Source organism: Bacillus sp. AFS040349, assembly GCF_002577655.1.
GTDB lineage: Bacteria > Bacillota > Bacilli > Bacillales > Bacillaceae > Metabacillus.
The window spans coordinates 1-25,391 of record NZ_NUMC01000112.1; the positions used below are offsets into that span (position 1 = coordinate 1).

At 34.9% G+C, this 25,391-nt stretch carries 35 protein-coding genes and 3 pseudogenes; 6 read left to right on the forward strand and 32 right to left on the reverse strand.

All coding sequences use genetic code 11. From position 1 onward, the window contains the following. Positions 1-518 precede the first annotated feature (518 nt). From COD11_RS28250 to COD11_RS20995, 4 genes and pseudogenes are all read right to left on the reverse strand, one after another. Positions 519-590 (reverse strand): annotated as a pseudogene (locus COD11_RS28250) (Acb2/Tad1 domain-containing protein); the annotation flags it as partial. 851 nt (positions 591-1,441) lie between these two features. Beyond that, positions 1,442-1,615: a hypothetical protein gene (locus tag COD11_RS20985; RefSeq protein WP_218012749.1), complete on the reverse strand. Its 174-nt coding sequence runs from the start codon at positions 1,613-1,615 to the stop codon at positions 1,442-1,444. Positions 1,616-1,847: 232 nt separating this feature from the next. Then, positions 1,848-1,925: pseudogene (locus COD11_RS20990) on the reverse strand (VOC family protein); the annotation flags it as partial. A gap of 110 nt (positions 1,926-2,035) precedes the next feature. Then, entirely contained in the window at positions 2,036-2,407 is a 372-nt protein-coding gene (locus COD11_RS20995; RefSeq protein ID WP_098798866.1) for a CBO0543 family protein, read from the reverse strand. Positions 2,408-2,983: 576 nt separating this feature from the next. Here COD11_RS20995 and COD11_RS21000 point away from each other — a divergent pair. Next, positions 2,984-3,175 carry a hypothetical protein gene (locus COD11_RS21000; RefSeq protein WP_098798867.1) on the forward strand — a complete coding sequence of 64 codons (192 nt, stop codon included), beginning with the start codon at positions 2,984-2,986 and terminating at the stop codon, positions 3,173-3,175. Between the two features lie 499 nt (positions 3,176-3,674). On the opposite strand, the gene COD11_RS21005 is transcribed toward COD11_RS21000, so the two are convergent. After that, positions 3,675-4,349 (reverse strand): type 1 glutamine amidotransferase domain-containing protein, encoded by a 675-nt coding sequence (locus tag COD11_RS21005; protein ID WP_098798868.1) that lies wholly within the window; start codon positions 4,347-4,349, stop codon positions 3,675-3,677. Between the two features lie 304 nt (positions 4,350-4,653). On the opposite strand from COD11_RS21005, the gene COD11_RS28045 reads away from it, so the two are divergent. Then, complete coding sequence (locus COD11_RS28045; protein WP_369689292.1) at positions 4,654-4,980, forward strand: CBO0543 family protein; 327 nt, start codon at positions 4,654-4,656, stop codon at positions 4,978-4,980. 311 nt (positions 4,981-5,291) lie between these two features. Here the strand turns inward: COD11_RS28045 and COD11_RS21010 are convergent, their stop codons facing one another. The 14 genes from COD11_RS21010 to COD11_RS21075 all read right to left on the reverse strand — a co-directional run bounded on the left by COD11_RS21010 (position 5,292) and on the right by COD11_RS21075 (position 12,283). Next, complete coding sequence (locus tag COD11_RS21010) at positions 5,292-6,071, reverse strand: sulfite exporter TauE/SafE family protein (RefSeq protein ID WP_098798869.1); 780 nt, start codon at positions 6,069-6,071, stop codon at positions 5,292-5,294. A gap of 56 nt (positions 6,072-6,127) precedes the next feature. Further along, complete coding sequence (locus COD11_RS21015; RefSeq protein ID WP_098798870.1) at positions 6,128-6,355, reverse strand: sulfurtransferase TusA family protein; 228 nt, start codon at positions 6,353-6,355, stop codon at positions 6,128-6,130. Positions 6,356-6,384: 29 nt separating this feature from the next. Then, a complete protein-coding gene (locus COD11_RS21020; protein ID WP_176551186.1) occupies positions 6,385-7,497 on the reverse strand; it encodes an MBL fold metallo-hydrolase in 1,113 nt (370 codons plus the stop codon). 78 nt (positions 7,498-7,575) lie between these two features. Next, on the reverse strand, positions 7,576-7,971 hold the full coding sequence (locus COD11_RS21025) for a DsrE/DsrF/DrsH-like family protein (RefSeq protein ID WP_098798872.1): 396 nt from the start codon (positions 7,969-7,971) through the stop codon (positions 7,576-7,578). A 26-nt stretch (positions 7,972-7,997) separates the two neighbouring features. Then, positions 7,998-8,231, reverse strand: a complete 234-nt coding sequence (locus tag COD11_RS21030; RefSeq protein ID WP_098798873.1) for a glutaredoxin family protein — start codon at positions 8,229-8,231, stop codon at positions 7,998-8,000. Between the two features lie 26 nt (positions 8,232-8,257). Further along, positions 8,258-8,833, reverse strand: a complete 576-nt coding sequence (locus COD11_RS21035; RefSeq protein ID WP_098798874.1) for a sulfurtransferase TusA family protein — start codon at positions 8,831-8,833, stop codon at positions 8,258-8,260. Between the two features lie 56 nt (positions 8,834-8,889). Next, positions 8,890-9,180, reverse strand: a complete 291-nt coding sequence (locus tag COD11_RS21040; protein WP_098798875.1) for a rhodanese-like domain-containing protein — start codon at positions 9,178-9,180, stop codon at positions 8,890-8,892. Positions 9,181-9,192: 12 nt separating this feature from the next. Further along, entirely contained in the window at positions 9,193-9,495 is a 303-nt protein-coding gene (locus COD11_RS21045; RefSeq protein ID WP_176551187.1) for a rhodanese-like domain-containing protein, read from the reverse strand. Between the two features lie 93 nt (positions 9,496-9,588). Further along, positions 9,589-10,068, reverse strand: coding sequence for a DsrE/DsrF/DrsH-like family protein (locus tag COD11_RS21050; RefSeq protein ID WP_098798876.1), 480 nt, complete (start codon positions 10,066-10,068; stop codon positions 9,589-9,591). A 54-nt stretch (positions 10,069-10,122) separates the two neighbouring features. Continuing rightward, positions 10,123-10,350: a sulfurtransferase TusA family protein gene (locus COD11_RS21055; protein ID WP_098798877.1), complete on the reverse strand. Its 228-nt coding sequence runs from the start codon at positions 10,348-10,350 to the stop codon at positions 10,123-10,125. Positions 10,351-10,439: 89 nt separating this feature from the next. Then, positions 10,440-10,700 carry a metal-sensitive transcriptional regulator gene (locus COD11_RS21060; protein WP_098798878.1) on the reverse strand — a complete coding sequence of 87 codons (261 nt, stop codon included), beginning with the start codon at positions 10,698-10,700 and terminating at the stop codon, positions 10,440-10,442. A gap of 85 nt (positions 10,701-10,785) precedes the next feature. Then, positions 10,786-11,238 (reverse strand): rhodanese-like domain-containing protein, encoded by a 453-nt coding sequence (locus tag COD11_RS21065; protein ID WP_098798879.1) that lies wholly within the window; start codon positions 11,236-11,238, stop codon positions 10,786-10,788. A gap of 76 nt (positions 11,239-11,314) precedes the next feature. Further along, on the reverse strand, positions 11,315-11,704 hold the full coding sequence (locus tag COD11_RS21070) for a DUF302 domain-containing protein (RefSeq protein ID WP_098798880.1): 390 nt from the start codon (positions 11,702-11,704) through the stop codon (positions 11,315-11,317). A 12-nt stretch (positions 11,705-11,716) separates the two neighbouring features. Then, positions 11,717-12,283: a class I SAM-dependent methyltransferase gene (locus tag COD11_RS21075; RefSeq protein WP_098798881.1), complete on the reverse strand. Its 567-nt coding sequence runs from the start codon at positions 12,281-12,283 to the stop codon at positions 11,717-11,719. 111 nt (positions 12,284-12,394) lie between these two features. Between COD11_RS21075 and COD11_RS27080 the strand changes: the two genes are divergently transcribed. Beyond that, positions 12,395-12,571, forward strand: a complete 177-nt coding sequence (locus COD11_RS27080) for a hypothetical protein (RefSeq protein WP_176551184.1) — start codon at positions 12,395-12,397, stop codon at positions 12,569-12,571. Here the strand turns inward: COD11_RS27080 and COD11_RS21085 are convergent. From COD11_RS21085 to COD11_RS21110, 6 genes and pseudogenes are all read right to left on the reverse strand, one after another. Next, positions 12,568-13,344: a sulfite exporter TauE/SafE family protein gene (locus COD11_RS21085; RefSeq protein ID WP_098798883.1), complete on the reverse strand. Its 777-nt coding sequence runs from the start codon at positions 13,342-13,344 to the stop codon at positions 12,568-12,570. The genes COD11_RS27080 and COD11_RS21085 overlap by 4 nt on opposite strands. A 42-nt stretch (positions 13,345-13,386) precedes the next feature. Further along, complete coding sequence (locus COD11_RS21090) at positions 13,387-13,620, reverse strand: sulfurtransferase TusA family protein (protein WP_098798884.1); 234 nt, start codon at positions 13,618-13,620, stop codon at positions 13,387-13,389. Between the two features lie 17 nt (positions 13,621-13,637). After that, complete coding sequence (locus tag COD11_RS21095) at positions 13,638-14,762, reverse strand: MBL fold metallo-hydrolase (protein WP_098798885.1); 1,125 nt, start codon at positions 14,760-14,762, stop codon at positions 13,638-13,640. Between the two features lie 17 nt (positions 14,763-14,779). Beyond that, entirely contained in the window at positions 14,780-15,169 is a 390-nt protein-coding gene (locus COD11_RS21100; RefSeq protein WP_098798886.1) for a DsrE/DsrF/DrsH-like family protein, read from the reverse strand. Between the two features lie 22 nt (positions 15,170-15,191). Next, positions 15,192-15,764 (reverse strand): sulfurtransferase TusA family protein, encoded by a 573-nt coding sequence (locus tag COD11_RS21105; protein WP_098798887.1) that lies wholly within the window; start codon positions 15,762-15,764, stop codon positions 15,192-15,194. A 27-nt stretch (positions 15,765-15,791) separates the two neighbouring features. Beyond that, positions 15,792-16,103: pseudogene (locus COD11_RS21110) on the reverse strand (rhodanese-like domain-containing protein). 126 nt (positions 16,104-16,229) lie between these two features. Between COD11_RS21110 and COD11_RS21115 the strand changes: the two are divergent. Next, complete coding sequence (locus tag COD11_RS21115) at positions 16,230-16,553, forward strand: hypothetical protein (RefSeq protein WP_098798888.1); 324 nt, start codon at positions 16,230-16,232, stop codon at positions 16,551-16,553. Between the two features lie 738 nt (positions 16,554-17,291). On the opposite strand, the gene COD11_RS21120 is transcribed toward COD11_RS21115, so the two are convergent. The 5 genes from COD11_RS21120 to COD11_RS27085 all read right to left on the reverse strand — a co-directional run bounded on the left by COD11_RS21120 (position 17,292) and on the right by COD11_RS27085 (position 20,530). Beyond that, complete coding sequence (locus tag COD11_RS21120) at positions 17,292-18,203, reverse strand: tyrosine-type recombinase/integrase (protein WP_098798889.1); 912 nt, start codon at positions 18,201-18,203, stop codon at positions 17,292-17,294. A 135-nt stretch (positions 18,204-18,338) separates the two neighbouring features. After that, on the reverse strand, positions 18,339-18,782 hold the full coding sequence (locus tag COD11_RS21125; RefSeq protein ID WP_098798890.1) for a DUF6788 family protein: 444 nt from the start codon (positions 18,780-18,782) through the stop codon (positions 18,339-18,341). A gap of 14 nt (positions 18,783-18,796) precedes the next feature. Further along, positions 18,797-19,354: a hypothetical protein gene (locus COD11_RS21130; RefSeq protein WP_098798891.1), complete on the reverse strand. Its 558-nt coding sequence runs from the start codon at positions 19,352-19,354 to the stop codon at positions 18,797-18,799. Between the two features lie 164 nt (positions 19,355-19,518). After that, positions 19,519-20,283 carry a hypothetical protein gene (locus COD11_RS21135; protein WP_098798892.1) on the reverse strand — a complete coding sequence of 255 codons (765 nt, stop codon included), beginning with the start codon at positions 20,281-20,283 and terminating at the stop codon, positions 19,519-19,521. A 76-nt stretch (positions 20,284-20,359) separates the two neighbouring features. Then, complete coding sequence (locus tag COD11_RS27085; protein WP_176551185.1) at positions 20,360-20,530, reverse strand: hypothetical protein; 171 nt, start codon at positions 20,528-20,530, stop codon at positions 20,360-20,362. 1,764 nt (positions 20,531-22,294) lie between these two features. On the opposite strand from COD11_RS27085, the gene COD11_RS21145 reads away from it, so the two are divergent. After that, positions 22,295-22,927 carry a hypothetical protein gene (locus tag COD11_RS21145; protein ID WP_098798894.1) on the forward strand — a complete coding sequence of 211 codons (633 nt, stop codon included), beginning with the start codon at positions 22,295-22,297 and terminating at the stop codon, positions 22,925-22,927. A gap of 423 nt (positions 22,928-23,350) precedes the next feature. Here the strand turns inward: COD11_RS21145 and COD11_RS21150 are convergent, their stop codons facing one another. Together COD11_RS21150 and COD11_RS27715 are read right to left on the reverse strand one after the other, a co-directional pair. Further along, entirely contained in the window at positions 23,351-23,959 is a 609-nt protein-coding gene (locus COD11_RS21150) for a hypothetical protein (RefSeq protein WP_098798895.1), read from the reverse strand. Between the two features lie 347 nt (positions 23,960-24,306). After that, complete coding sequence (locus COD11_RS27715) at positions 24,307-24,468, reverse strand: group II intron maturase-specific domain-containing protein (RefSeq protein WP_255301665.1); 162 nt, start codon at positions 24,466-24,468, stop codon at positions 24,307-24,309. Between the two features lie 297 nt (positions 24,469-24,765). On the opposite strand from COD11_RS27715, the gene COD11_RS28050 reads away from it, so the two are divergent. Then, positions 24,766-24,915 (forward strand): Spo0E family sporulation regulatory protein-aspartic acid phosphatase, encoded by a 150-nt coding sequence (locus COD11_RS28050; protein ID WP_369689294.1) that lies wholly within the window; start codon positions 24,766-24,768, stop codon positions 24,913-24,915. Positions 24,916-25,391: the final 476 nt, after the last annotated feature.

Genomic DNA, 25,391 nt, shown 5'->3' on the forward strand with positions numbered 1-25,391 from the left:
GACTTTTTCAGTGGCCTCTTATTCAGAGCGTCTCTTTTTCTCTCTGTACTCTTCAATGAATTCCTTCATCTTGTGTTGATCTATTTTGAAATTTTTGATTCCCTTTTTTACTGCAAACTTGGGGGATTCATTATCATAATGCATCTTCCTCTGACATTTTTAGAGATTAGTAAATAAAAAATGCGTCATAACTGAATAAAAAAATTACTTTAGTAAAAACTTTTCAAGATGCAGTTTTCCCACCCAAATTACATCCTTGACGTTTACATGGAAAGCATGGGTTTATAAGCTTCTTCCCTTGCTTTCCTAATGCTATATCTTAATTATTCCTAAATAAACATTTGTCCATTTCATTTATAGCTGTTCTTAATACATTACTAAGGAATATCATCTTCAATATTCATCATGGTTAGTCACCTTGGAAAAGTGACTTATTACAAACTTTTTTCTCCTTCATGGCTATTACTCGAACGGTAGGTAATAGCTTTTTTATGCTCAAAATAAAAATGCGACATAAATTAATTTCGATCAATAGCTGCATTTGCCCACATCATTCCTTCTTCAAACTTAGTCAAAGCTAATGATTTCTCACAGCTATAATGTGTCTAAAGTGTTGTCAGATGTCTTCACACGTTACGAAACCCTTTTTTGAAACTGTCTCTTGATTTTTAGGTGAATGGTACTTAAAATTGTTTTAAATCTGCTTATACATCTAACATTCCCCTCTCTTATCAAAAAAAGCACTCAAATCTATTTCTTCCCTGTATTATTCAATCATCTTTTCTTCAATGAATTCCTTCATCTTGATATTGATCCATGTTGAAATTTTGATTCCCTTCTAAGTTGCATACTTGGCGAATTCATCATATACTCCTTCTTCTAAGGAGATATTATGTCCGGATGTATGTTGCTAATACTACCACCTCTAAATAACATGGTAATATTTTCCTTATAATACATTTATTTATCAATAGATATTAATACACACTGTTACATAATTCCCTAAGGTCTGATATATCCAAAAGTGTTGATATATAAAGATTTATAACTCATTTTAGTGATTTATAAATAATATTGCGACATAAAAATTAGCCAAAAAAACACCCAATTGGATGTACTAGTTTGAATTCCGATACAGGTCAATCTTAGGATTCTTAAAACATAATGATCTTTCACGTCAAAAATTCTTCCTTTTTCTTATATCTTTCAACTTTTCTTCTAATTGGTGGTTTCTAACAAGTAGTTCTTCTATTTCTCTACGAATTTCTAAATCTATTTGTACTACCTTTTCGTTCCTTTTTAGTAATTCGTTGGTGCGTTTTTTTTACTCTCTCAATGTCATCATCCAAACTCATATCAAGCTCATCCTTTATTAGGTACGTTTATATTACCTTCCCTGTTCCACAATTGATTATACATTCATTTGGAAAATGACTCAAAATTATGAGCGCTTCTTTTTCTCTCGGTATTCCTCAATCATCTTTTCTTCTTCAATGAATTCTTTCATTTTGATGTTGATCCATGTTGATATTTTAATCCTTTTCTTAGCTGCATACTTGACGAATTCATCATATACACCTTCTTCTAAGGAGATATTGTGACTGGATGTTACCAATACTAACACCTTCAAATGATATGGTGATATTGTCCAACACATACCTTTATTTATCAATACACATTGTTATACACTAATACACATAAATTCCCGGATACGCAATAAAAAAGCCAACTTAGTTAGTTGACTTTCTTTCCCACTTATTTATTTAAAGCACCCGTTAATACAATAAGATAGCTGCCTAAATGGCAGCTTTTGAATAACAGAATAGATTAATTTCCCTTGATTTATATTACTTTTTTTCCATTACAGCGAAGTAATTTTTTTCATTATCTGCAAAGTTAAATACTCTACCAAATGGCATATTTACTTATAATGCCGACTAAGGTGATTCATAATTTAACTTTTATTTCTCATATATTGGGTTAATCTATGAAAAATCATTAAGATAATATATAGAATTGGATATAAAATTAATGATTATACTCGTTTCCATCCTTCGATATAGAAAGTACCACTCCAAAGAAAAATTGTTTCGTATACCATTGCAAATATTGACCAGACCAATATATACAAAGCACTTTTAATTATTTTATTTTTATATGGGTAATAATTCAAAAAAAGCACATTTATAGCAGGATAAATACCAAACATATAAATTAGTGTAGCCCAATCCACTCCTTTATCAAAGTATCCATAAAGATTATACTTTAAGCTCAAAAACACATCAGTCATCAATTGTAAGTACATAGCAAATAACGTAGTAGTAAGTAACTCTATTGCTGAAAGACGTTTAGGCATAAAAACAACAATTAAATTTAAAATTAGTACTGTACTGATTAGAATAATCAATTTTAACTCCTACCTATAATATTTTCATTTATTTATTATTTCCAAATTACAACATTATACGCATGTCTAAATTTTTATTCTTTATTTTTCTAGGATGTTAGGTATATCCAAAAGTGCTGATATAAGGAATTCTATCCATTATTAGAGAGTAGTGAATAAAAAATGCGACGTAACTGAATAATAAAAAGCAAAACTTTAGCAAACACTTTTCAAGATGCAGTTTTCCCACCCAAAGTGCATCCTTGACGTTTACTGGAAAGCATGGGTCTATAAGCTTCTTCCCTTGCTTTCCTAATGCTATAGCTTAATTATCCTTAAAATAAGCAATTGTCCATTTCATTTATAGCTGTTCTGAATACATTACTAAGGAATATCATCTTCAATATTCATAGTAGTTAGTCGCCTTGGAAAAGTGACTTATTACAAACTTTCTTTCTCCTTCAGGGCTATTACCCGAACGATGGGTAATAGCTTTTTGCGTTTTATATAGATTAATACATAAAAAATACACCTTTCGATTGGACTCATCATTTACCTTTTGATGAAGTCCACGGATTAAAGAAAACAAAAGAGGAATTGGAAACAGAAGGTGTTTTTGTAGAAACAGAACCCGTAAAAGAAATTATTGAAGGGATGGACGCAGTCAAGAAATACAAATCAGTAAAAGGGGTCTATTATGAATATGTTCCTAGACCTTTAAATGAATCAGAGCGAATCAAACAGTTAGAGGAAACAGTCGCAATGCTTATGCTAGGAGGAACAATATAATGTACTCATTTACAAAGCGTATGTATGAAACAAACGGTCTGATGGTACTTATGTTTATGATGATGTAGCAATTGATACTCTTGTTACAAAAGGGTACATAACAACTGATCAAGGAACTGAAATTAAACAATTTGAGCAAATTTAGCACCTGCAGTCAGTTAAAACATCCAGCATCGTTTGATCCTTTTGTTTGCGCGTTTGTAGTAGCTTCAAATAATGATTGGAAAAACAAAAAAATAAGAAAAACCACCCTATTAGTACTGATTGTACACTCTAGGATGGCTTTTGGTAACATTTATTCTTTTATCCAATCATAGAAGATGGAATACTTCCTGCTTGAATGTACAATTCCATTTCAAGAGGTGCATTTTCTCTATACTCAACTTTCTTATTTGAGGAGATGCCCTCTCCTTGTTCTTAAATAGAAAATAACTTCCAAAAATGGTGCATTCTAAAAATATTCTTATCTGTCTCCTACAGTGTTGCTGTCGATGTTTTTTTATTTTTCAAGGGCTATAACTAACTCTTCCCCCATCAATTCAGAAGAGAATGGATCACGACTTGTTACAATTTGAGCATCAGCCCAGACAGCATAGGCTTTTTGGTTTAAATCACCTTTATCATAATTGGATATTTTTTTCATTTCTTGCTCTAGGCTAAATGGTAAAATATCTAATAGCCCTTCTGGCTCAATTTCATCTGGGTAACCCGTAACTTTCTTACCCGCAATAATACTTTTGCCATCTGGGCGGAGTGTCCAAATTAGTGGTGCTGGACCATGGCACTCTGCAGCAATAATTCCTCCATTATCATAAACGGTATTGATAATACGATGTAAATGCTCATCTTTGGCCAGGTCATACATGGCTCCATGCCCGCCAACAATCAATACAACATTATATTCATTCGGATTTACATTAGAAAGTTCTTGTGTATCATCTGCACGTCCTGATTCATATAACGCCTTATAAGTCCCTTCAGGATCATATTCCGGTAAAAAACTCGCCTGATCAACAGTTGGTTTTCCACCTAATGGAGAAGCAAGATCTACTTGGTGTCCTGCTTTTTCTAAGGCTTCTAGTGGAGCAAATAGTTCTTCACCCCACCAACCTGTTTCATAAGAATTTTGTTCATCTTTGTAACCACTTGATAAAACTGCTAAAACTTTTGCCACTTGACTTCCTCCTAGTTAATCTTTTTACATACGGTACCTATTTTTAACCATGTTCATAAAATAATTCTCTTACGATTAAATGCATACAATCTTAATCATTCTGCAAACTTATAGCAGTTAAATAGAAGGAGTTTCTTATGGAAAAGGAAGAAAAGGCAAAAAAAAATTGGTGAATTATATCAAGAAGTTCATGACAAGAACGATGAACTTTTTAATATTTGGCAGGAACACACCCTTTTCCATTGGGATTGGTGGCTGTCTGTAATTCTAATTATCATTCCCAGGTCTGTATTTTTCATATACCGTGAAAAGGGGAGTACCGCTAGGTTTATGGTATTATACTGGAGATGTATATCCAACTATTCCCTCTTACATTACATGGGATTTTTCTGCTTTACCTATCTTTGCTGCGATGCTCATTCAGGTTAAGCCACATATCAATCCTTTTTTAAAATCAGTTTTTTATGGAGGGGTATGTACATTTGTAGGGGAACCCATTTTTCTTTTGCTTGACTATTATGTCATAGTTAAGTGGAACTTAATTTACTCTTTTTTTATTTACATGATTATTTACCTATTAGCCCATAGAATCAGTAAATCAAAATCCTTTGCTCCATTATCGGCGGAGTAGTATTTGTCTATAATAAACACTCTGGTACTATTTTAGAACCTCAATTGGAGTGTCGAAAGTTATGTAGTAAATCACCTACAATAAAGGATAAAATTTTTGAAAAATATAGATTCCAATTCCTCCAATCTCCCCATTTATATGCCGCAATAGGAAACATTGAATTATATACCAAGTGCATTTCCTCACCCCTTCTTTAATAGTACCTTTATATCATCCCCTTTTTTTCCAAATATAAAATACTTCTATAAATACAAAAAAGTTGCAAAGAGCATGTTTCGTTTTCGCTCTTTACAACCCTTAATCATACATATTTATAGAAGGATATCTAACCAAATCTTAATTGAGGTACCCAAAATTAACAGTGCTAATATCCATTGTAAAAGTTTTGTATTTACTTTCTGCCCCATTTTTGCTCCCAATGGAGAAGCAATTAAACTCGCTATAACCATGATAAATGCTGGCAGAAATTCTACCTGCCCAGTTGATATTTTTCCAACTGTAGCCCCTATTGACGAAATGAACGTAATGGCTAAAGAGGATGCAATCGTCACACGTGTTGGTAACTTTAAAATAACTAACATAATTGGTACCAATAGAAAGGCCCCTGCCGCCCCAACGATACCTGCACCTATACCTACAATAAAGGCAAATAATGCTGCCAACCATTTATTGAATGTAACTTGATCAGGTGGTATATCCTCTCTTCCTTTTTTAGGTAGGAACATCATAATCGCTGCAAGCAATGCTAAAATACCATAAACAAGGTTTATGATTTCTCCAGACATCATCCGCGAACCATAACTTCCTATAAAACTACCAATTAAAATACTTACTCCCATAAAGGTGATAAGTATCTTATTTAAATAGCCACCTTTACGGTAAGCCCATACCCCACCAAGCGTTGCAAAAAACACTTGTACCGCACTGATTCCTGACACTTCATGTGCACTAAACGCTGCTAATCCAAATAATGGAGGGATATAGAGTAACATTGGATATTTTATGATTGATCCTCCTATACCAACCATACCGGATATATATGAACCAATGAACCCTATCAGAAAGATCGTTAAGATAAATAGTAAATCCATTTCGTTTTGCCTCCTATACTATAAAAGGGAACCGTATTGGTCCCCTTCATTATTTTTTAGCCTTTTTTAATCCAGAACTTTAGTACACCATCATCTTCTGAATCTTTTAGTAACTCATGACCACCTGACTTTGCCCATGCTGCAAGATCACTTTTTGCTCCTTTATCTGTCGCATGAATTTCTAAGACCTCTCCCGCTTCTAATTCATTGATTGCCTTTTTTGTTTTTACAATTGGCATTGGACATGCTAATCCTTTTGCATCTAATACTTTTGCTACGTTCATCTTAAAATTCCTCCTAATTTATATTTGATTTATCGAACAGCACAACGGTTTGGACCAATTTCCATCTCACGTTGTTTCTCATCATCTGGACTGATTTTCCCCATGTTTGTTTCACGGATTTCTTGGTAAGCATTTGGTTGCGGCGGTAAATTTTCCGTTACTAATTTTCTAAACTCGTTTTCGTCTTCAATGTTTAACCCATGGTTTTGTGCAAATAGATTACCTAATTTTGCAGAAACACTACCGTCTTCATTTAATTCGTCAATAATCATAAAGTGGGCTGGAAGAACAATTAGTTCCTCAGATAATTCTCTGTAACGTGTGTAAAGACTTTCTCGTAAATCGGCTACCCAATCTTCTGCCATGCCTGCTAAGTCTGGTCTACCAATAGAATCAATGAATAAAATATCACCTGAAAGTAAGAACTTTTCATCGACAACAAAAGACGTAGAACCAATCGTATGACCTGGAGAATATAAAGCATGAATATTGATCGTTGTGTTACCGATGGTTACAATCGTACCACTTTCTAACGGTTGATACTCAAATGTAACTTCTGTTGCGTCCTTTGGTGGTAACCAGTATGTTGCATTGGTTTTTTCGGCTATTGCTCTACCACCTGAAATGTGGTCTGCATGTAAATGTGTATCAAATACATGTGTAATCGTTGCACCAATCTTTTCAGCAAACTCCGTATAGACATCAGTCATTCTTGTTGCATCGATAATGGCAGCCTCACCATTTGAAACGACCATATAAGATAAACAACCTTTACCAATACGAACAAATTGATAAATCTCTCCACCGTCTTTTAAATCCCCTACTTTAATAGGCTCTAAATGTTCGCTCCATGCTTTCATACCACCTTTTAGATAAGCAACATTTAACCCCTCATCAGAAAGCATGTCAGCAACCATGACAGATGAACCTTCTTTAGCACAAACAACTAAAATTTCTTTGTCTGATGGAAGTTGATCTAAAATTCCCTCCACACCATCTAATAAATCGAAATAAGGTACATTTAGATAATCAAAGTTTGCCCCTTCAATTTTCCAATCACTAAAAGCATCTTCATTTCTGACATCTAAAATAAATAATTCCTCTTGATTAATCACTTTCTGTGTTACTTCTTGTGAAGTCATTTCTCTTAAACTCACCTTAAATACCCCCTATAGTATAATTTAAGTTAAAAAAATATAAGATAATCCATTAGTAGTTAATTAGAATGTTAAAGTTACATCAGCATCTTTTGCAAACTCAAGGAACGTCACGGCTCCACCGACCTCAATACCATCTATAAAAGCATCTTTTTCTAATCCCATAACATCCATTGTCATCTGGCATCCAATGAACGTTACACCCATTTCTTTTGCCATATCCACTAATTCTGGGATAGAAGGAACATTTGCTTTTGTAAAACCTTCTACAAAATGTTCTTTTCCTTCTTGCATTGGAAGTTGTTTGTATCCTTCCTTATGAATGAGATTTAACCCTTCAAAGGTAAAGAAAATGGCTACCTCTTGATCTGTTGCTGCTGCAGCCGTCGCAATATTAAATACTTTGTATGCATCAAACAACCCACCATTACTCGCAATAATTGCTACCTTATTTGCCATCTAAAATTCCTCCAATTCTTTTTAAATTATTTCAATAAACTCATAAGTGTATCAGGATCAAATCCCAACACCCATTTACCGTTTACTTCCGTTTGTGGGACTCCCATCTGACCAGTTGTTGCAACTAATTTATTTGCAGCCACAGGGTCTTTCTGTACGTTAACTTCATGAAAAGGAATATCCTTATCCTTCAAGAAATTTTTCATCATATCACAATAAGGACAAGTTGAAGTCGTATAAACTGTTACGTTGTTTTTCATTTCATCTTCTCCTCCTTCATAAACTCCTAATCCACTGCTTTTTCAGTTTGACCTTCCCATCCGCTCATACCTGGTACAACATTTATGACTTGTTTAAATCCTTGGCCGGCTAGTTTTTGTGCTGCTAAATCACTACGATTACCAGTTCTACATACGATATAAATTGGTGTCTCAGGATTTAATTCGTTTAACCGATTCTCCAACTCACCAAGAGGAATTGATTTTGCCTTTGGGATGTGACTAAATACGTATTCCGCATGTTCTCTTACATCTAGCACTATCAAATCTTCATTGGATAAAAGTTTTTGCTCTAACTGATCGTTGCTAACGACATGAGGATGCTTCTTTTCTAAATTTTCTTCTCCACTTGCTTTACGAAGGTAATGCTTTAATACATCGCCTTCTTCGAGTGTTCCTAAATACTGATGCCCTGAACTTTCTGACCATGCTTTAAGGTCTGCCTTAGATCCTTTATCTGTTGCCTGCACTTCTAAGACTTGCCCAGCCTCTAGGTTATTCATTGCTTTTTTTGTCTTTACAATCGGCATTGGACACGCTAATCCCTTTGCATCTAAAACAACATCCGTTTTTATCATTTCCATGTTAAAACAACCTCCTAGTTTTAATTACCCACCGGGGTATATATTGATCTAAAAATTTATTCGATTGGCCCTTCCCATGCAAGCATTCCACCAGTCATGTTAATCACATTGAAACCATGACTTTCGAGAAATTTTGATGCTTGTGCACTTCTTCCACCTGAACGACACACCATAATATATTCTTTTGTTTTATCTAGTTCATGCATACGAAATTCCAATAAGCCTAGTGGAATGTTTATTGCTCCAGGAATTTTCCCTTGTGCTACCTCTTCAACTTCACGAACATCAATTAAATTCAATTCCTCACCAAGTAAATTTTCAACTTGTGTTGTTGTAAATTCTCTCATTCTATTAACCTCCTAGCCTTTCCAGGTGCTTACGCCACCTTTTACATTTGTTATTTGTTTAAATCCTTGTTTCTTTAATAATTTACTTGCTTTCTTACTTCTCATTCCACTTTGGCAAATAACTACAACTTCTTTATCCTTTTTCAAGGTACTTGCCTTTTGCGAAAGTTGATGTAGCGGGATATTTTTAAACCCTGGGATATGGTAACGACCAAATTCTCCTTGAGTACGTACATCAACAAATTGAAGTCCCTTCTCTTTCAATAGCCCTTTTAATTGAGTTGTATTGATCTGTTTTACCCCCTTTACAGGCATAAAACGTAGGGCAATAAAAAGTATAACTAGAGAAATAATCAGCGTATCAACACTAAAAATGTTCAAGAAATGACCTCCTGTTCTAATAGGCTACTAGATAAATAAGTTTACATTTCCTTCTTCTGCATCACCAATGTATGCTGCAACGCCGGCGTAATCAAGTCCATCAATCAACTCTTCTTTTTGTAATCCAAGTAGATCCATTGTCATTGTACATGCAATTAACTTCACATCTTGTTCTTGTGCCATTTCTATTAGTTGTGGAAGCGGCATAGCATTATGCTTTTTCATCACATGCTTAATCATTTTAGGTCCCATTCCTGCAAAGTTCATGTTAGAAAGCCCCATATTATCAGCACCACGAGGCATCATTTTGCCGAACATTTTTTCTAGGAATCCTTTTTTTACTGGTACTTGCGCCTCTTTTCTAAGAGCGTTTAATCCCCAGAATGTATGGAAAATGGTTACCTCATGATCGTAAGCCGCCGCTCCATTTGCAATAATATAGGCTGCCATTGCTTTATCATAATCTCCGCTAAATAGAACAATCGTTGTTTTCTTTTTCTCTGACATTCTAATTCCTCCTCATTTTTATACCACCACGGGTATATGTGTTTGTAAAAAAATTTAACCTTTCTTAATTTGGAAGATAAATACATCATTTTCTTCTTTATAATCAAGTAATTCATGTCCAGTTGATTTTGCCCAAGCAGTTAGGTCACTCTTAGCACCTTTATCTGTTGTATGAACTTCTAGGACTTGACCTGTTTCAATTTCATTTATGGCCTTCTTTGTTTTAACAATCGGCATTGGGCATGCTAAATTTTTCGCGTCTAATACTTTTTCTACTTTCATTTATATCCTCCTCAAATCTTTGTCTTCAAAATTACTTATACCTGTATGGGTATATAATATTCTAAATAAAAAAGGATGTCAACCTTTTATTATCTGCTTTTCACAAGCATGTTAACAGCCTCTTTTACTAATTCATCGCTGCTTTCCCCATTTTCTTCTGCTTTCCTAACACATTCTATTAAATTGGCACTCACTAAAACACCAATTGTACGATCAATCGCTGTTCTACTAGCAGACAATTGGGTAATGATGTCCTTGCAATCTTTGCCCTCTTCCATCATTCTCAAAATGCCTCTGATTTGACCTTCAATACGTTTTAAACGATTCTTTGTCTGAACATCATATTCCATAGTAGCACCCCCATATCAGATAAAAATTTTGTGATTCGATAAGTTGATTATATACCCATATAGGTATTTTGTCAACGTGTTTAAATTAAGTTATTTCTAGTCCACTCACACATATCTTTTCTATACCTTTTCGCTCTGACTTGTTACTCTCATTACATACTTCTGGAGAAGATAACGAGTAACTGACTACTTTAAAACCTTTCTTTCGTAATATTCGAGTTCCAACGTTTTTATCCAGAGTATTTGAACAGATTAGATGTACTGGTCGATAAGGAATTTCGTTATAAAATCTATTCAAATAAGCAACTGGAATGTTAATTGCTTCATTCACTTGGTGATTATATGCAACGTTGTAATCTCTAATATCTAGCACAACCTTATCACTAGACTTACTTATATCACTTAAATCAAAATAGGACATACAAAAAACAGGAACATATCTCTTATAAAGACCTATTAAGATAGGCAAACATAATAAAATTAAAATAAAATTCATCAATACACTTTCACTCTCCTTAGTCCCAGGAGCAACTAACAATCCAAATTATATACCCCCCACAGTATAATGTCAACGAAAGGAGATATAAACTGTTTTACATCTCCTTCTGCTCTATTCATACTATACTTTTGTCGATGCAATCAATAAGACGTTGCTCAATATCTCCAGCAACTTCCTTTATCTTAGGATCATCCACCATACTTACTAATGCCGTTGGTCTTGGCATCCCTATTTTTGTTTTACCTTGATCATCATAAACAACGATTTTACAAGGAAGAAAATAACCGACCATTTGATTTTCACTAAGTATCCGCTGGGCTTCATGTGGGTTACAGACTTCTAAGACCTTATATTCCTGGTTAAAGTCTAAACCCTTTTCTTGTAACTTCCCTTTAATATCAAATTCCCATAGGACACCAAACTTCTCTTCCTTTAAATTATCTTCTAATGAAGATATCGCAGTTTGAATGTCGTCATTTGTTTCAACTGTGTAATCAAAATGCATTACATTCCCTCCTTATATATTGATAATTGCACCATAAACTGCTTCGCTGAAATGAATGATTGACGGTGATAAATTATTTTCTTTTAGTATTTCTTTCATTCTTTCTGAAGGAATCCTTTCATGTAGTGGTGGCCCCATTTCCATTTCAATGGCTTCCCATTCAAGAATAAGTAGGGTTCCGTTTTGCTTTAATATTCTTTTAAATTCACTCAATGCTTTCTTTAAGTTCGGAATCTCATGTACTACAAAAGCAACAAGTACCTTATCTACTACTTCATTATTTAAACTTATATTCTCTAGGTCACTAAGTATATATTGAATATTATCAATGTTTTCTGAGGTAGCATTCTCTTTCAAGAGATTTAGCATTTTTTCCTCAATATCAACAGCATAAACTCGTTGAATGGTTGCTCTAGCCAACGGAATGGTAAAAAAACCATTACCTGCCCCTAAATCTGCAATAACATTTTCCTGATTCACTTTTAATTCTTTTATAACCTGTTCAGGTGCAACAAGTTCTCTACGTTTTGGATCTAATAACCTATCTGCTTTATCGGGGTTAAACCGATGTCCTGCCATATCCATCACACCTTTCCAAGAATTTTTACATACAAAAAAAAGACGATTCGTGCTATAATTCATAGTAATCAAATAGGTTTTAAAGAGATTGGAATTGGGAGTGATAATAAAATGAATTTTCTTAAACTCTTTCTAAAAGAAAAATGCCCTAACTGTAACAAGACTTTAGAAGCAAAGAATTCAAGCATACTAAGTTCATTTGTTATAAAATACTGCTCTGAAGGTCATTATCAAAAAGAGTATCACCCATCATTAGAGACATATATTGAAAGCAATAAAGTTTCTTAAAAGAGGATGTCTGACCATATCTTAATTGAAGTACCTCCAATCAGTAATGCCAAAATCCATTTAAGGACTTTGGTATTTACTTTTTTACCCACCTGTGCACCAAGTGGAGCAGCAATTAAACTAGAAATGACCATGATTAAAGCAGGGAAAAGTAAGACTTGCCCTGTGGTAACCTTCCCTATCGTTGCTCCAATTGACGAAATGAAAGTGATTGCCATTGAAGAAGCAATAGTTACTCGTGTTGGTATCTTTAATATTACCAACATGATTGGAACTAGAAGAAATGCCCCACCGGCACCAACAATTCCTGCAGCAACACCAACTATAAATGCTAACAGTGATGCTAACGACTTGTTAAAATGAATCTCATCTACCTTACTCTCTATTCCTTTAGTTGGTATAAACATCAGTACAACTGCAATGAGTGCTAAAATGCCATATATAATATTTATTGTTGCCTCTCCCATCATTCTTGAACCGAAACCACCAATTAAACTTCCTATTAGTACACTTATACCCATGAACATAATTAAAGTTCCATGTAAGAACCCGCTCTTTCGGTATGCTAAAACACCACCTATAGTTGCAAATAATACTTGTACTCCGGTAATCCCCGTTACCTCATGGGCACCAAAAAGACCAGTTCCAACGATAGGTGGTATGTATAGTAGCATTGGATAGTTGATGATTGATCCACCAATACCAGCCATCCCTGATATAAATGAGCCGATAAATCCAATTAGGAAGAGAGTAACAATTAATCCAAAATCCATAATATCTCCCTACTTAAAATAGGGTACCGTGAAGTACCCTACCTATTTTTTTCTTACCCAAAACTTTAATATACCGTCTTCTTCTTTACTTTCAATCAACTCATGCCCACCTGATTGTGTCCATGCCGCGAGGTCACTCTTTGCCCCTTTATCTGTTGCATGGATTTCAAGTACTTGGCCTGACTGAATTTCGTCAATTGCCTTTTTAGTTTTAACTATAGGCATTGGACAAGCCGATCCTTTGGCATCAAGAACTTGATCTGCTTGAATATTCATTTGTTAACCCCTTTCTATTAACGAATAGCACAGCGATTAGGTCCAATTTCCATTTCACGCTGTTGCTCTTCTTCTGGTGAGATTTTACCCATATTTGTTTCACGAATTTCTTGATAAGAATTTGGTTGTGGTGGGAGATTGTCTGTTACTGCCCTTCTAAATTCATCCTCATCCTGAATGTTTAACCCATGATTCTCCTTATAGAGAACACCAAGTTTTTCAGACACACTACCGTCTTCATTCATTTCATTTATCCCCATATAGTGAGCAGGGAGAACAATTAAATCGTCCGTTAATTCTTTATAGCGACTATAAAGTGTATTTCTCAAGTCCCCTACCCAATCTTCAGCCTTCCCCGCTAGATCAGGTCTTCCAATAGAGTCTATAAATAAAATATCACCTGTCATTAAATATTGTTCATCGACAATAAACGATGTACTTCCTATCGTATGTCCTGGAGAATAGATTGCTTTAACTGTAGTATCTCCAACTTTTACATCATCACCATCTTCTATAGATTGATATTGGAACCTTACTTCTCCTGCATCTTTTGGAGGTAGATAGTAAGTGGCTCCTACTTTCTCTGCAAGTTGTCTTCCACCTGAAATATGGTCTGCGTGAAGATGTGTGTCAAACACATGTGTGATCTTGATATTATGCTCATGAATAAATTTTTCATATTGGTTTAACATACGATTCGTGTCAATTAGAGCACCTTCTCCATTCGATTCAATAAGATAGGAGAGACAACCTTTCCCAATACGAACAAATTGGTAAAGAGTACCGCCGTTATTTAATTCACCTATTTTTATTGGCTCTAAATGTTCACTCCAAGCCTTCATGCCACCTTCAACAGAATAAACATTATCATAACCTGCTTCTACAATTTGTTCTCCTACAAATTCTGAAGATCCACCTTTTGCACATATAACATAAATTGGATCTCCTTTAGGCAACTTTTCCATAATGGAATCAATGCTTTCCATTAAATCAAAATAAGGCTTGTTTATAATTTCAACATTTTTCCCTTCAATCTTCCAATCATCAAAATCGTCTGTGTTCCTAACATCTAAAATAAATAAATCCTCATTTACTATAACTTTTCGTGTTAATTCCTTTACAGAAATGCTTTTGACCGTCATGATATACCCCTTTCACTTTAAAATGCTAAAGTTACATTTGCATCCTTGGCATAAGTAAGGAACGTTACTGCTCCCCCAACTTCTATCCCTTCGACAAAAGCATCCTTATCTAAACTCATGACGTCCATTGTCATTTGGCATCCAATTAACTTTACACCCATTTCTTTTGCCATATTTACCATCTCCTCGATTGAGGGAACATTTTCCCTTTTAAAACCTTCTTCAAAATGTTCCTTACCTTCTGGCATCGGCAAATTTTTATGTGCTTCCTTATGAATTAGATTTAATCCTTCAAATGTAAAAAATATCCCTACTTCAGCATCTGTTGCTGCGGCTGCAGTCGCTACATTAAAGACCTTATATGCATCAAACATACCGCCATTTGAGGCAATAATTGCTACTTTCATTTTGTCATCTCCATTCTCTTTTTTAATGTATTTTATCTGTTTTTCCAGACCATTCCTTCATACCAGATACTACATTTTTTACGTTTGTAAATCCTTTTTCAGTTAACTGTTGTGCTGCTAGGTCGCTACGGCTACCAGTCCTACATACAACGTGAATTTCACTGTTTTTATCTAATTCTTCAAACCTTTTTTCAAGTACTCCTAGAGGAATATTAACAGCACCTGGAATATGTCCAAACGCATATTCTGCTTGCTCTCGCACGTCTAATACAGTTATTTTCTCACTACCTTCAATTTTTTTTGATAATTCATCAATTGATGTTACGTGAGGATGTTTTGTTTCTTTCTTTTCTTCTTCAGCACTCGCTTTACGTAAATAATGCTTTAATACATTTCCCTCTTCTATAGTCCCCAGATATTGATGACCAGTGCTTTCCGACCATGCCTTTATATCAGCAGTAGATCCTTTATCAGTTGCCTGTATTTCCATTACTTGACCAGGTTCTAAAGAACTGATTTCTTTTTTGGTCTTTACGATCGGCATAGGACATGCTAATCCTTTAGCATCTAAAACCCTATTTACATTAACTTCCACATTATAACCTCCCTTGTAACTGTCTTATTATCTTTCTATATCGCCTTTCCATTCACTCATTCCTCCTGTCATATTTTTAATTTTAAACCCACGTTCTTGTAACCATTCACTAGCAAGTCCACTGCGATTGCCTGAACGACAAACGATAATATGCTCCTTCTCTTTTTCAATCTCATTGGTTCGTTACAATATCTCCCCTAATGGAATATGACGAGCACCAGGGATACGTCCTCCGGCAACCTCATTGTGTTCACGCACATCAATGATACTCTCAGCCTTCTCCTGCTTGATGAGTTTGTCAACATCCTCAGGTGATATTTCTTCTATAGAATCGGCCATAAACAATACCTCATTCCTTAAATAAGATAACGCTGTTATTATGTGTGAAATTCTAAAATATTATCTTTTGAATAAGGAAATAGTAATACTAATGTGGTAATAAAAATAATAAAAAGGAGACTAAAAATGAAAAAAATTATAATCTTGTTTTCATTTCTAGTGTTGTTTCTAGTTGGCTGTGGGATGAACATGAATAATGGTGAAATGATGGATGGAAGCATCACACCTGATATGTTTGCAGATATGATGAATACTCCTGAAATGCAAGAGGCAATGATTGAGGTGATGAGTTCACCTGAAATGCAGGATACAATGGTTGATATGATGAAAAATCCCGAGGTACAGCAGGCAATGATTGATAATATGCAGAGACCCGAAATAAAAGAAAATATGATTAAATTTATGCGAACTCCTGAAATGCAACAGGTTTTAAAGGAAGCAATAAAATAAATAAGGATGACAGTGAATCTACTGTCACCCTACACCTTTAGATAAGTATTTTTTCAGTAAATTAGGTTTATCAATAATCAAACTTCTTGAATGATTGGTTCAGATAAGAGTGCGGTTTTTACCTCATCGACAAGATAGCAGCCCTCATCGGATTTGCTAAAAAAGGATTCCGGTTTGGTACACCTTTGGTCAACTTTAATACTACAAAATCGTAAAAGGTACACGTTTAGTACACGATACCTTCTAATTCAAAACATCGACCTTAGTCATTTTTACTTGTCGATGTATCTTTTTCAACTTAGTTTTGGTCAAATTAAATAAAGTTCTGTATTGTTGATGAGTTGGTAATACGTTTATTTTTTGACCATGCAGAGAGTTTCCTTAAGATATCTGCTTAGAATATTCTCTCGTACTTTCCTTCTCTCCCCAAAACTGATAAATAGTTATAACACAACTCCGTGATTCTCGGTAAATCGTGATTATCCTTATTTATTTCCGATTTTACCGTGTTTTCGTACGATTTTCTCCCTGTCCCTCCATTTTCTGTAACAATGTAACTATTATTCATCTAAGGGGCACTGGTTTCTAAAAACGTCCAAATCTTTATTTTGTTTTTCTTTTTGTATTTCACCCTGTCGATGATATTGTATCCCATATTCTTGTCTACATTGTCATATGATGATGTTATAAAAGGCAAAAAGTTTAAAGAAAAAAAGAGAAGGATTTACACCTTCTCTACTAAAGACTATTCAGTTTCTCCAACATTTTTTTCCTAGATGGGTTGCTGTATATCAATGTTGTTTGTACATTGGAATGCCCTGCCATATTCGCAACTTCATGAACATCAAAACCATTCTTTAACAAATTTGTAACAAAAAAGTGACGACAATCATGAGGCGTGAGATCACTTACACTTGCCAATCTATTATACTTACGAAAGGCTTTATTCTCAGACATTCTTGATAATTGGGGACTTTTATTACTTACAAAAAGAAACTCACTTTGTTGACACAAATTATAGGTTGGGCGAATATTAACCAAGTAATCATTTAAAACTCTGGCTAATTTATCCCCTATCAACACAGTTCTTGACTTATTGCCTTTTCCATCCCGTACCACCAATTCCCTAGTTTCTAACCTCACGCAATCTAATGTTAATGATAAAGCCTCTGTGATCCGCAAACCTGAGTAAATGAGGAGATTAACAAGGCAGTAGTCTCGCATATTCCCTATCTCAAGGACACATTGGACAAAACGCATAATCTCATCTTTCTCGAATCGGCAAGGAGAGGCAATTGTTTTCTGTATTTTCTTAAAATCCTTCTTGGTAATCACTATCTCAGATTGAACTTTTTCTTTGATTAGAAATTGATTAAATGATGCAAGCCCAGTGAGGTGAAGATTAAACGTCTTTGGACTTAATTTTCTCTTTTGAAGATATTCCTTATATTCATTAAAGTTTTCACGAAACAACTTTGACGGTTGGTTCCCGTATTTCTTTTCAAACCAATCATTATATTTACGAACCGACCTAGAATATGACTCAATTGTATTTTTGGATTTCCCTTCTCTTTTAAGGAAATGAATATACTTTCCACCCAACCCTTCCACCTTTTCTTTTTTCTTTTGCTCAATCGAATACAACTTCATAGAAAGAACTCACCTCCTTTTTTTACTATGTTTATTTTATTAGCAATAGAATCTTACAGAATTATGTTTACTTATAGTTGGTTTCTGCCACACTTCGGCGTGTAGAAGTATTCATAATTGATACTATGTTTTCCTCTAGGAGCCACAAGAAATATCCAACCGATATAGTAGATCATTTATCATTTGTTCTATTTGTTGTTTTTCCTGCTCCTTTTTAATAAGTGTTTCTTCTAGTTTTCTAATCCTCTGTGTAAGTTCAAATTGTCGATCTATCTCAGGGAATGCTTCAAACGATATGTATTTGGTTTTAACTTTCCCTTTATTATTACTCATCTGTATATGAGGATATGGCCCATGTGTGTTTCCCTTTGCTTCACGACATGGAATACACCCTGGATTGTTACATCTTGTAAACTTCCATACAATAGTTCCCTGGACTCTTTCCTCTAAGCCATGACTAACATACTTAACCTTTTGACTGATTTTCACTATTTCTTTATCACTTGCTAAATATCTTTCTTTCAATTCCTCTAACTTTGAAGTTAAGTTTTTAATATCAGTTTTGATGGTTGGTAACATCGGATTTCTCCTTTCTATACTACGGTCAGTATTGATTCTCTCCATTTTTCTAATGATGAACAATGCATAATTTTTTTCTTTCTTTGCGGATTTTCATAACACCATCTAACAAATTGTTCATATTCCGAAATAGAAAGACCATTTTGTGTTGCTAAATCATTTATCAGCCTAAATACTTTATCAAGTGAATATCTTTCAGTATTATCACGAAGCCAATCGAATGGGTTTTTGTTACCTTTCCTTTCGTGTAAAGACCTATCTAAAAAAACGATATTACCAAAATAAGTTCCACCATGACCAGTATCAAGACAAATAAAATGGTCTATTACAAGATTGGTTGATCCGGTTAATGCACATGACTTTTCATATTTATGAAATTGTAATTCTAACTCTTCTGCTTTTAGAGTTCCTGGTAACCCTAATAAATTTGCTCTTTTATTGTGCTGGTATGATTTTGAAACGAAATCCCCAAAGTACGCCCAGCATTGTGAGCACTTTTTTCGATTTGATCGAGGAATTATCAGTGCTTCATTTTTGCAAACCGGACAACAGGTCTTTTCAAAAAGCCCCACATACCCACCTCTCTTAATCTGTATTCTCACTTAGTGAGTGTTCCGCTAACCGAATATTAGTTCGGTCCGAAACATAGTTTAATTATCGCGCGCTTTTAGAGAAAAAACAGGTCCCTAAAACAAAAAAAGAGACAATCTTTTACGACTGTCTCAATAGATATTTCTTATAGCAATGCTGATTTTACTTTATCCCTTTGAATTTGAGTTGGAATTCCCACATTATTTCTCCATAATGTGTATCCGTTAGTTGCAAATGGCATAGCCCTTTTTCTTACTTCCTCAATTGGCGTATTTTCATAAAAAGCAATCTGCTTTATCAACTCCTGAAGGTCTTGCAATCGGTGACAATCTTTATACCTTTTTTTCGACCCACAGTGGCATTCCCCATGAGGATTTAAATGTCTTGGATAGCAATACCCTGGTAATGGATCAGCACCTGGTCCAATCCACTCACCTTTAGGCTTGTACTCTCTTGTAGCAACCCAAACAAGATGACGATATAACCAAATAGAAATTTGACAAAACGCTTCTAGGAGTCGATCCTTTTCATCTTGTCCCCAATCATGTTCTCTTCCTGCTAAACATAAAGAATCTGGAAAATAAAACTTCCTCTTTGCATCATAAAAACCCATATTTAAATGAGGATGGTCTGGAAATTTCACATAACTAATATCAGGTTCGAGTACAACAGCGACAGGTGATTTACCCATTACCTCTGTTTGTCCAGTATAAACAGCAACCAAAAAAGTTGCGGGCTTAACTTTCCTTAAAGCCTTCTTTACAATATTGCTAGAGATTCGGTGTTCAGTTTCACCGCAAGTATTCAAGTGACCAATAGTGCCGCCTTTTACATCTACTGGTTTACCTTCCATAATATCTGATACGACTTGAATATTATCCTGGTTAGAGGAGAAGGGAGTGATTTCCAAAAGAAACCACCCCTCCTTAGTCAAATCAGTATCGGCTCCGTCTCTAAACTTAACGAAACCAAATTCCGACTTCAAATTAGAGAGTAAAGAGTTGTCCATAATCTACCATCGCATGGTTTTTGGCAGGCGTTGTTGGTCTTGATGGCGGATTAACCGGACCATTTCCTTTGTCTTTATGACCTTTTTGGTCATTTCCTCTCTCTGGCTTAGGGTCTACCCCTCTATTTCCTTGTTCATTGTATGGCATACAAATCTACCTCTTTCTATAATAGTTTAATAGAGTAGTAGAAAATGTATTCAGCCGTATGTAAAACCTAATCCTCCCTCTGACGGAGTGGCAATCCTAACTAAAGAATCAATCATTCCACGAAGGCGAACAGGAACCGAACAATTGTGAAAATTTTTACCACTTTTGTCGAAACTATTGCATTCGTATTTGACCTTATGTATTATAGGTTTAGTCGAATAAATTATAATACATATCTTTAGTGGTGGGGAAAGGCACAAATTTGCATACTTTTTCCACCTCTACCAACTTTAAATATATCATAACATGCCCAAATTATCAAACAATTTCGTACATGGTTTTTGGCGTTTTTAAATATTTTTTATATAATATAATCAAAGGCTGTGTTTCAGGACATCTGCCTTTTTTTTGTACTCTCTTTTTAATTTCATCTATCCTAAAATTGGTAAATGATTTTACTTGAAAGTACAGATTTGCTTGTTCTAAACTTAAAGTATCCCCAGTAACACCACTACCTCATTGAATCATCAATATCCTTTTCATTTCTTAAAAAACTTAAATTTCACTCTTTTAAAACTAAATATAGGAGATAAAGACTTGGAATGTCTTTACTGATTCATGATCAGATTTTCCAGTGGTCCCGGAGAACACTAAAAAACGGCGTCGCTGCAGGATACCTTCACTTGCGTTTGGAAGTGGGTGATGTGTTCCCTACAAGTCTAGTAGAAGCGATTGGTGTGCCGTTAAAGGGTAGAACGGATATCCCCAGAGGCACTTGTTGATTGCCACTCAACAAGTGCTATATGTCCGTCCGTGTGCTTTGCAAGCAGACAGGATACATCTTTGTGTAAAACCAGCAGGTAAAGCACGACCTGGGCTGTTCTCTCTTATTTAGAGAAGATGTATTACGAACGAAGCTACCTCCTGAAACGAGGAAATATTCGATTCCTTCCTGTTCTTTTTTTGACAGGACAGGACTCACTCTGCTCCCAGCCCTCACTCGGAAATGGAGTTTACCCGGAAGATATTCCTCTGCATCAAACTGGTAAACTTTCTTCCTGATACAAAGATCTTATGTTCAACCTAAGGTTGAACGGGGAAATTGGCTTCGCCAGTAAAAGATTGTTTCGCTTCGCTCAACTACATCGACAGGAATATCGTTCAACCAAAAACATTACCTAGGTACCATAAAAGATGTATCCAAACCATCTAACATCGCCTTTTCCATTTTTAGGAGTACCTAACTTTTTCCGCTAATTCAACAGTTTTACAGGCCAACAACATTGTTAATTTATGAACATTATCATTTGCTCCGAAATTGACAAACCAACTTCTTAACCAAAGTTAAAAGCCTACTAATAAATATCAGTAGGCTTTAATCGGCACAAAAAAAGCATTTGGCGCGTCTAAGTTATGAAACTGACCACTCAACGTTAATTCGTTGGGGCATTGTATATGGGCAGCCCTTCCCCTGTTATGGTAGGCTTTCTCTTCTTGTACTTACCCGCAAGACTGATTGTTTCTTACATCCTTATTATAACAATTTCTTATTTTCTTGTCGTTGATTTTTACATGATTTTCTAGTTAATTTTACTTGAAAAACGATGAAAACATGCCTCACAATAAAGATATGAGTAGAATGTCAACGGCTTCCTATTCACCAAAGGAAGCCATTTAAAAATAATTTACTACCAAACACTTACAAACTCCTTTTATTGAGGGATACCCATCACTTTTAAATTTAATTAAAAAGGAGACTGTATAATGAAAGCAGCATCACTACATCAAATTACCCTTCGTAACTTCCCTATAAAAACAATTCAACCGGGACAAATCCTTCCTTTTTCTGATGTAAAACAGGAAACATTAGATGGAAAAATTGTTCTTACCCTCGACGAATTTTCTCCAAAAGAAGTAGTATTCGACAGATCACTATTTCAAATAGTTAACCCAGGTGAGGAGCCTATCAAGTTTTCCGATTCCAATCAGATACAAGAAATTGAACTTAACCTCTTCTATTGCACCCGTTGTAATCTGTATAAGGACAGAAATCTTGCAAGTTACCCCAAAAGTGAATCTCCGAGTGTGTGTAAACTATGCAACACTAGAAGTAAAAGCAACAAAAATTCAAAACCTCAAAACATCAGTTCTTCTTTTAACCCCGATGAATCATTAACCCCAAAGACACGAACAATGTATCAGGACTCTAAAATCGTAAGACGTACTGTCTACGCTACCACTGATACCCTCACTATATTCGATGCTATTGCATCCCTTGACGGAAGTACAACCATTACATTTGAAAGAGCAATTCTTGAATATTACCAAAACATGAGACAAGACTATCCCTTCTTAGATAGTTTAATTGAAGCAAAGAAATCTATGGATAAAAAATAAGTATTAGGGTGCAATATCTAGCACCCTATACTACCAATCCACAATCCTGCCTTATACACAATTTCCACTCTCAATTCCCCTCAAAAATCGTGTTATTTCCTATTTATTCCCGATTTTAAAACGTTTTGGTATGATTTTCTCTTTGCCCCTGCGTTTCCGATAGCAATGTAACTATTATTCATCTAAGGGACGATGGTTTCTAAAAACGCAAGCCCTTTTCTATTACTCTTTTTCTGTCGATGAATGCTTTTTATTTCAATTATTTCATCATCAATTATAATTTCAATCATAATCAGATGCTTCCTTTTGATTTTTGTTGTTCCTTAACAAATCGGTATAATGTTGTTCCTTCAAACCTATAGGAAAAAGTAGCATTTATTGGTACGATAACTTGTTTTTCAATTAACATATCTTCATCAAGAACTAGGCTCTCATCATAAAATTTATTAAAACGTTTAAATACTGCCCCCGCAGAAGATGTCCCTTAAATGCTTGTTCATCTTCATTTATCTTAAGTACTAATTTGGGTAGTTGTGGTAGTTTAGTGACTGGATTATTTTCTTCTCTATATACTAGATTTCCATAATGTTCCTCATACTTATGCTTAACATCCAATGGGTTTCTTGGTAACTCATTATACTTTATGTTCAATAAATGTCGCCCGTAGTTTTTAATGATGGATTGTTCCTCTTCTTCTGGAGCATCACATACGAACCAAGTGACAACCAAGTTTTCTGGTATCCAAGATAGTATGTACTCATTCGCGCGATGTCCTTCTGGGTACTGTTCATTTTCGGCAAACATCTTAGCATGTTGATAGAGGCGGTTCTTTAATGGTCTACCCTTTCCAACATAGAAAAAATCTATGCAATTTTCAGTTTGCAATCCCAAAAAGTAAAGTCCAGGTGTGTTAGGTATCCTTTCGATTACATTTTCTTCATTTAGTTCAATGATTGGATTGATGATTTCCTTTCCAAAAACCCCATAAGTATGACCTACTTTTTTGTTTACCGAACATTCATTTGGTCCCATAAAGGTATCATAACGGGCCGGACCACAAAACTGTAGTAGTTAGAAAATATCGAGTAGGAGGCACCTCACGGCGCCGACCTCTCACACCACCGACCTCTCACACCACGTACGTACGGATCCGTATACGGCGGTTCGAAAGTTTATGAAATCACATTATATAAAGATTTTAAGCCTAACTTTTGCCAATATTCATTGTTTAAGGCAAAATCTAGTTGAGGGCTTTTGGAGATGCGCCAATATTTCTTCCTTGAATTGGCGCATCTTTTTGCCTTGTCTTTTGAGACACCGAGTTTAATCAGGTTTTTGTATCTTGTTTTCGGTTTCTTCCACTCTTTACATCTACACGCTCATAATCTGCGTCTTGTATGGGCATCTATCTTTTCTGCATATTTCTTTATGTCTCCCACTTTAAAATAGTTGCCCCAGCCTTGAATGAGATGATTTATCTTCATAATCCGAAATTCCATACTTACTCCCCAATTACGATTCGTTAGCTTCTTTAATTTCATTTCGAATCTTTCCTTCGACTTTAATTGGCACGTATACTCTCGTTTTCTTTCGGTAGAAGCTCACCCCTAAGAATACACGTGCCTTCGGCTTTCCCACTGTATTTAATATAATATTTTTTAAATTAACCTTTGATACTTACACTATAGATGGGAATAGCTTTGTTAAGATTTTGTCGTACTGTTTGTTTCTTTGTCGAAGTACTTTAAATTAATTTTAAAATTTCTCATAATAATTTTTGTGTCTATTTTAAATATGGAGGATAGAAGCTAATGGTAATTGAAGCCAAGAATCTAATAATGTGTATTAATTGCCTAAAAACAGATTTATATCAAATTGCTTTAAATACTGGATTAAATAGTAAATACACCCTAGATTGTAGTGTTCAGTTAGACAATTTAATCATGCTTTATCATCAAGAAAACGAGTATAACCAAAATGTTGAGTGACGAAGAATAACTCTTACTTACAAGAATATCTTTAATCTTTCAAAGTTTACACACTCTCTAGTAATAGCAATACAAAAAGCTTTTAGAACAAATTAAAATCTTGAGCCAGTTCCTAGATCAAGCTAACATAAAAGAGACTTATCACAACCAAGTGAAACTTGGTTTTTTTCTTAATTATGCGAATTACGCAGTACACACTTCCTTTTTAGTCATCATTTTTCCTCCTCCTTATGTCGCTGTTCACGACAATACCAAAACAAAAACACCTTCTATTTATTAAGAAAGGCGCTTTGTTCGTAATATAAGTTTAACCAGGTTTTACTGGTTGAACTTTTTTTATTTAGTTTTATTATTGCGGTAGTCGGAGTAGAACGAAGCGCTTGTGGGACTTGATCCCGTCCGCAAAACTGTTCACTCCCTACTTGTATAATCATGTTTCAGGCTGGTTGGGACAATGATCCCGTTTAACAAGCGAA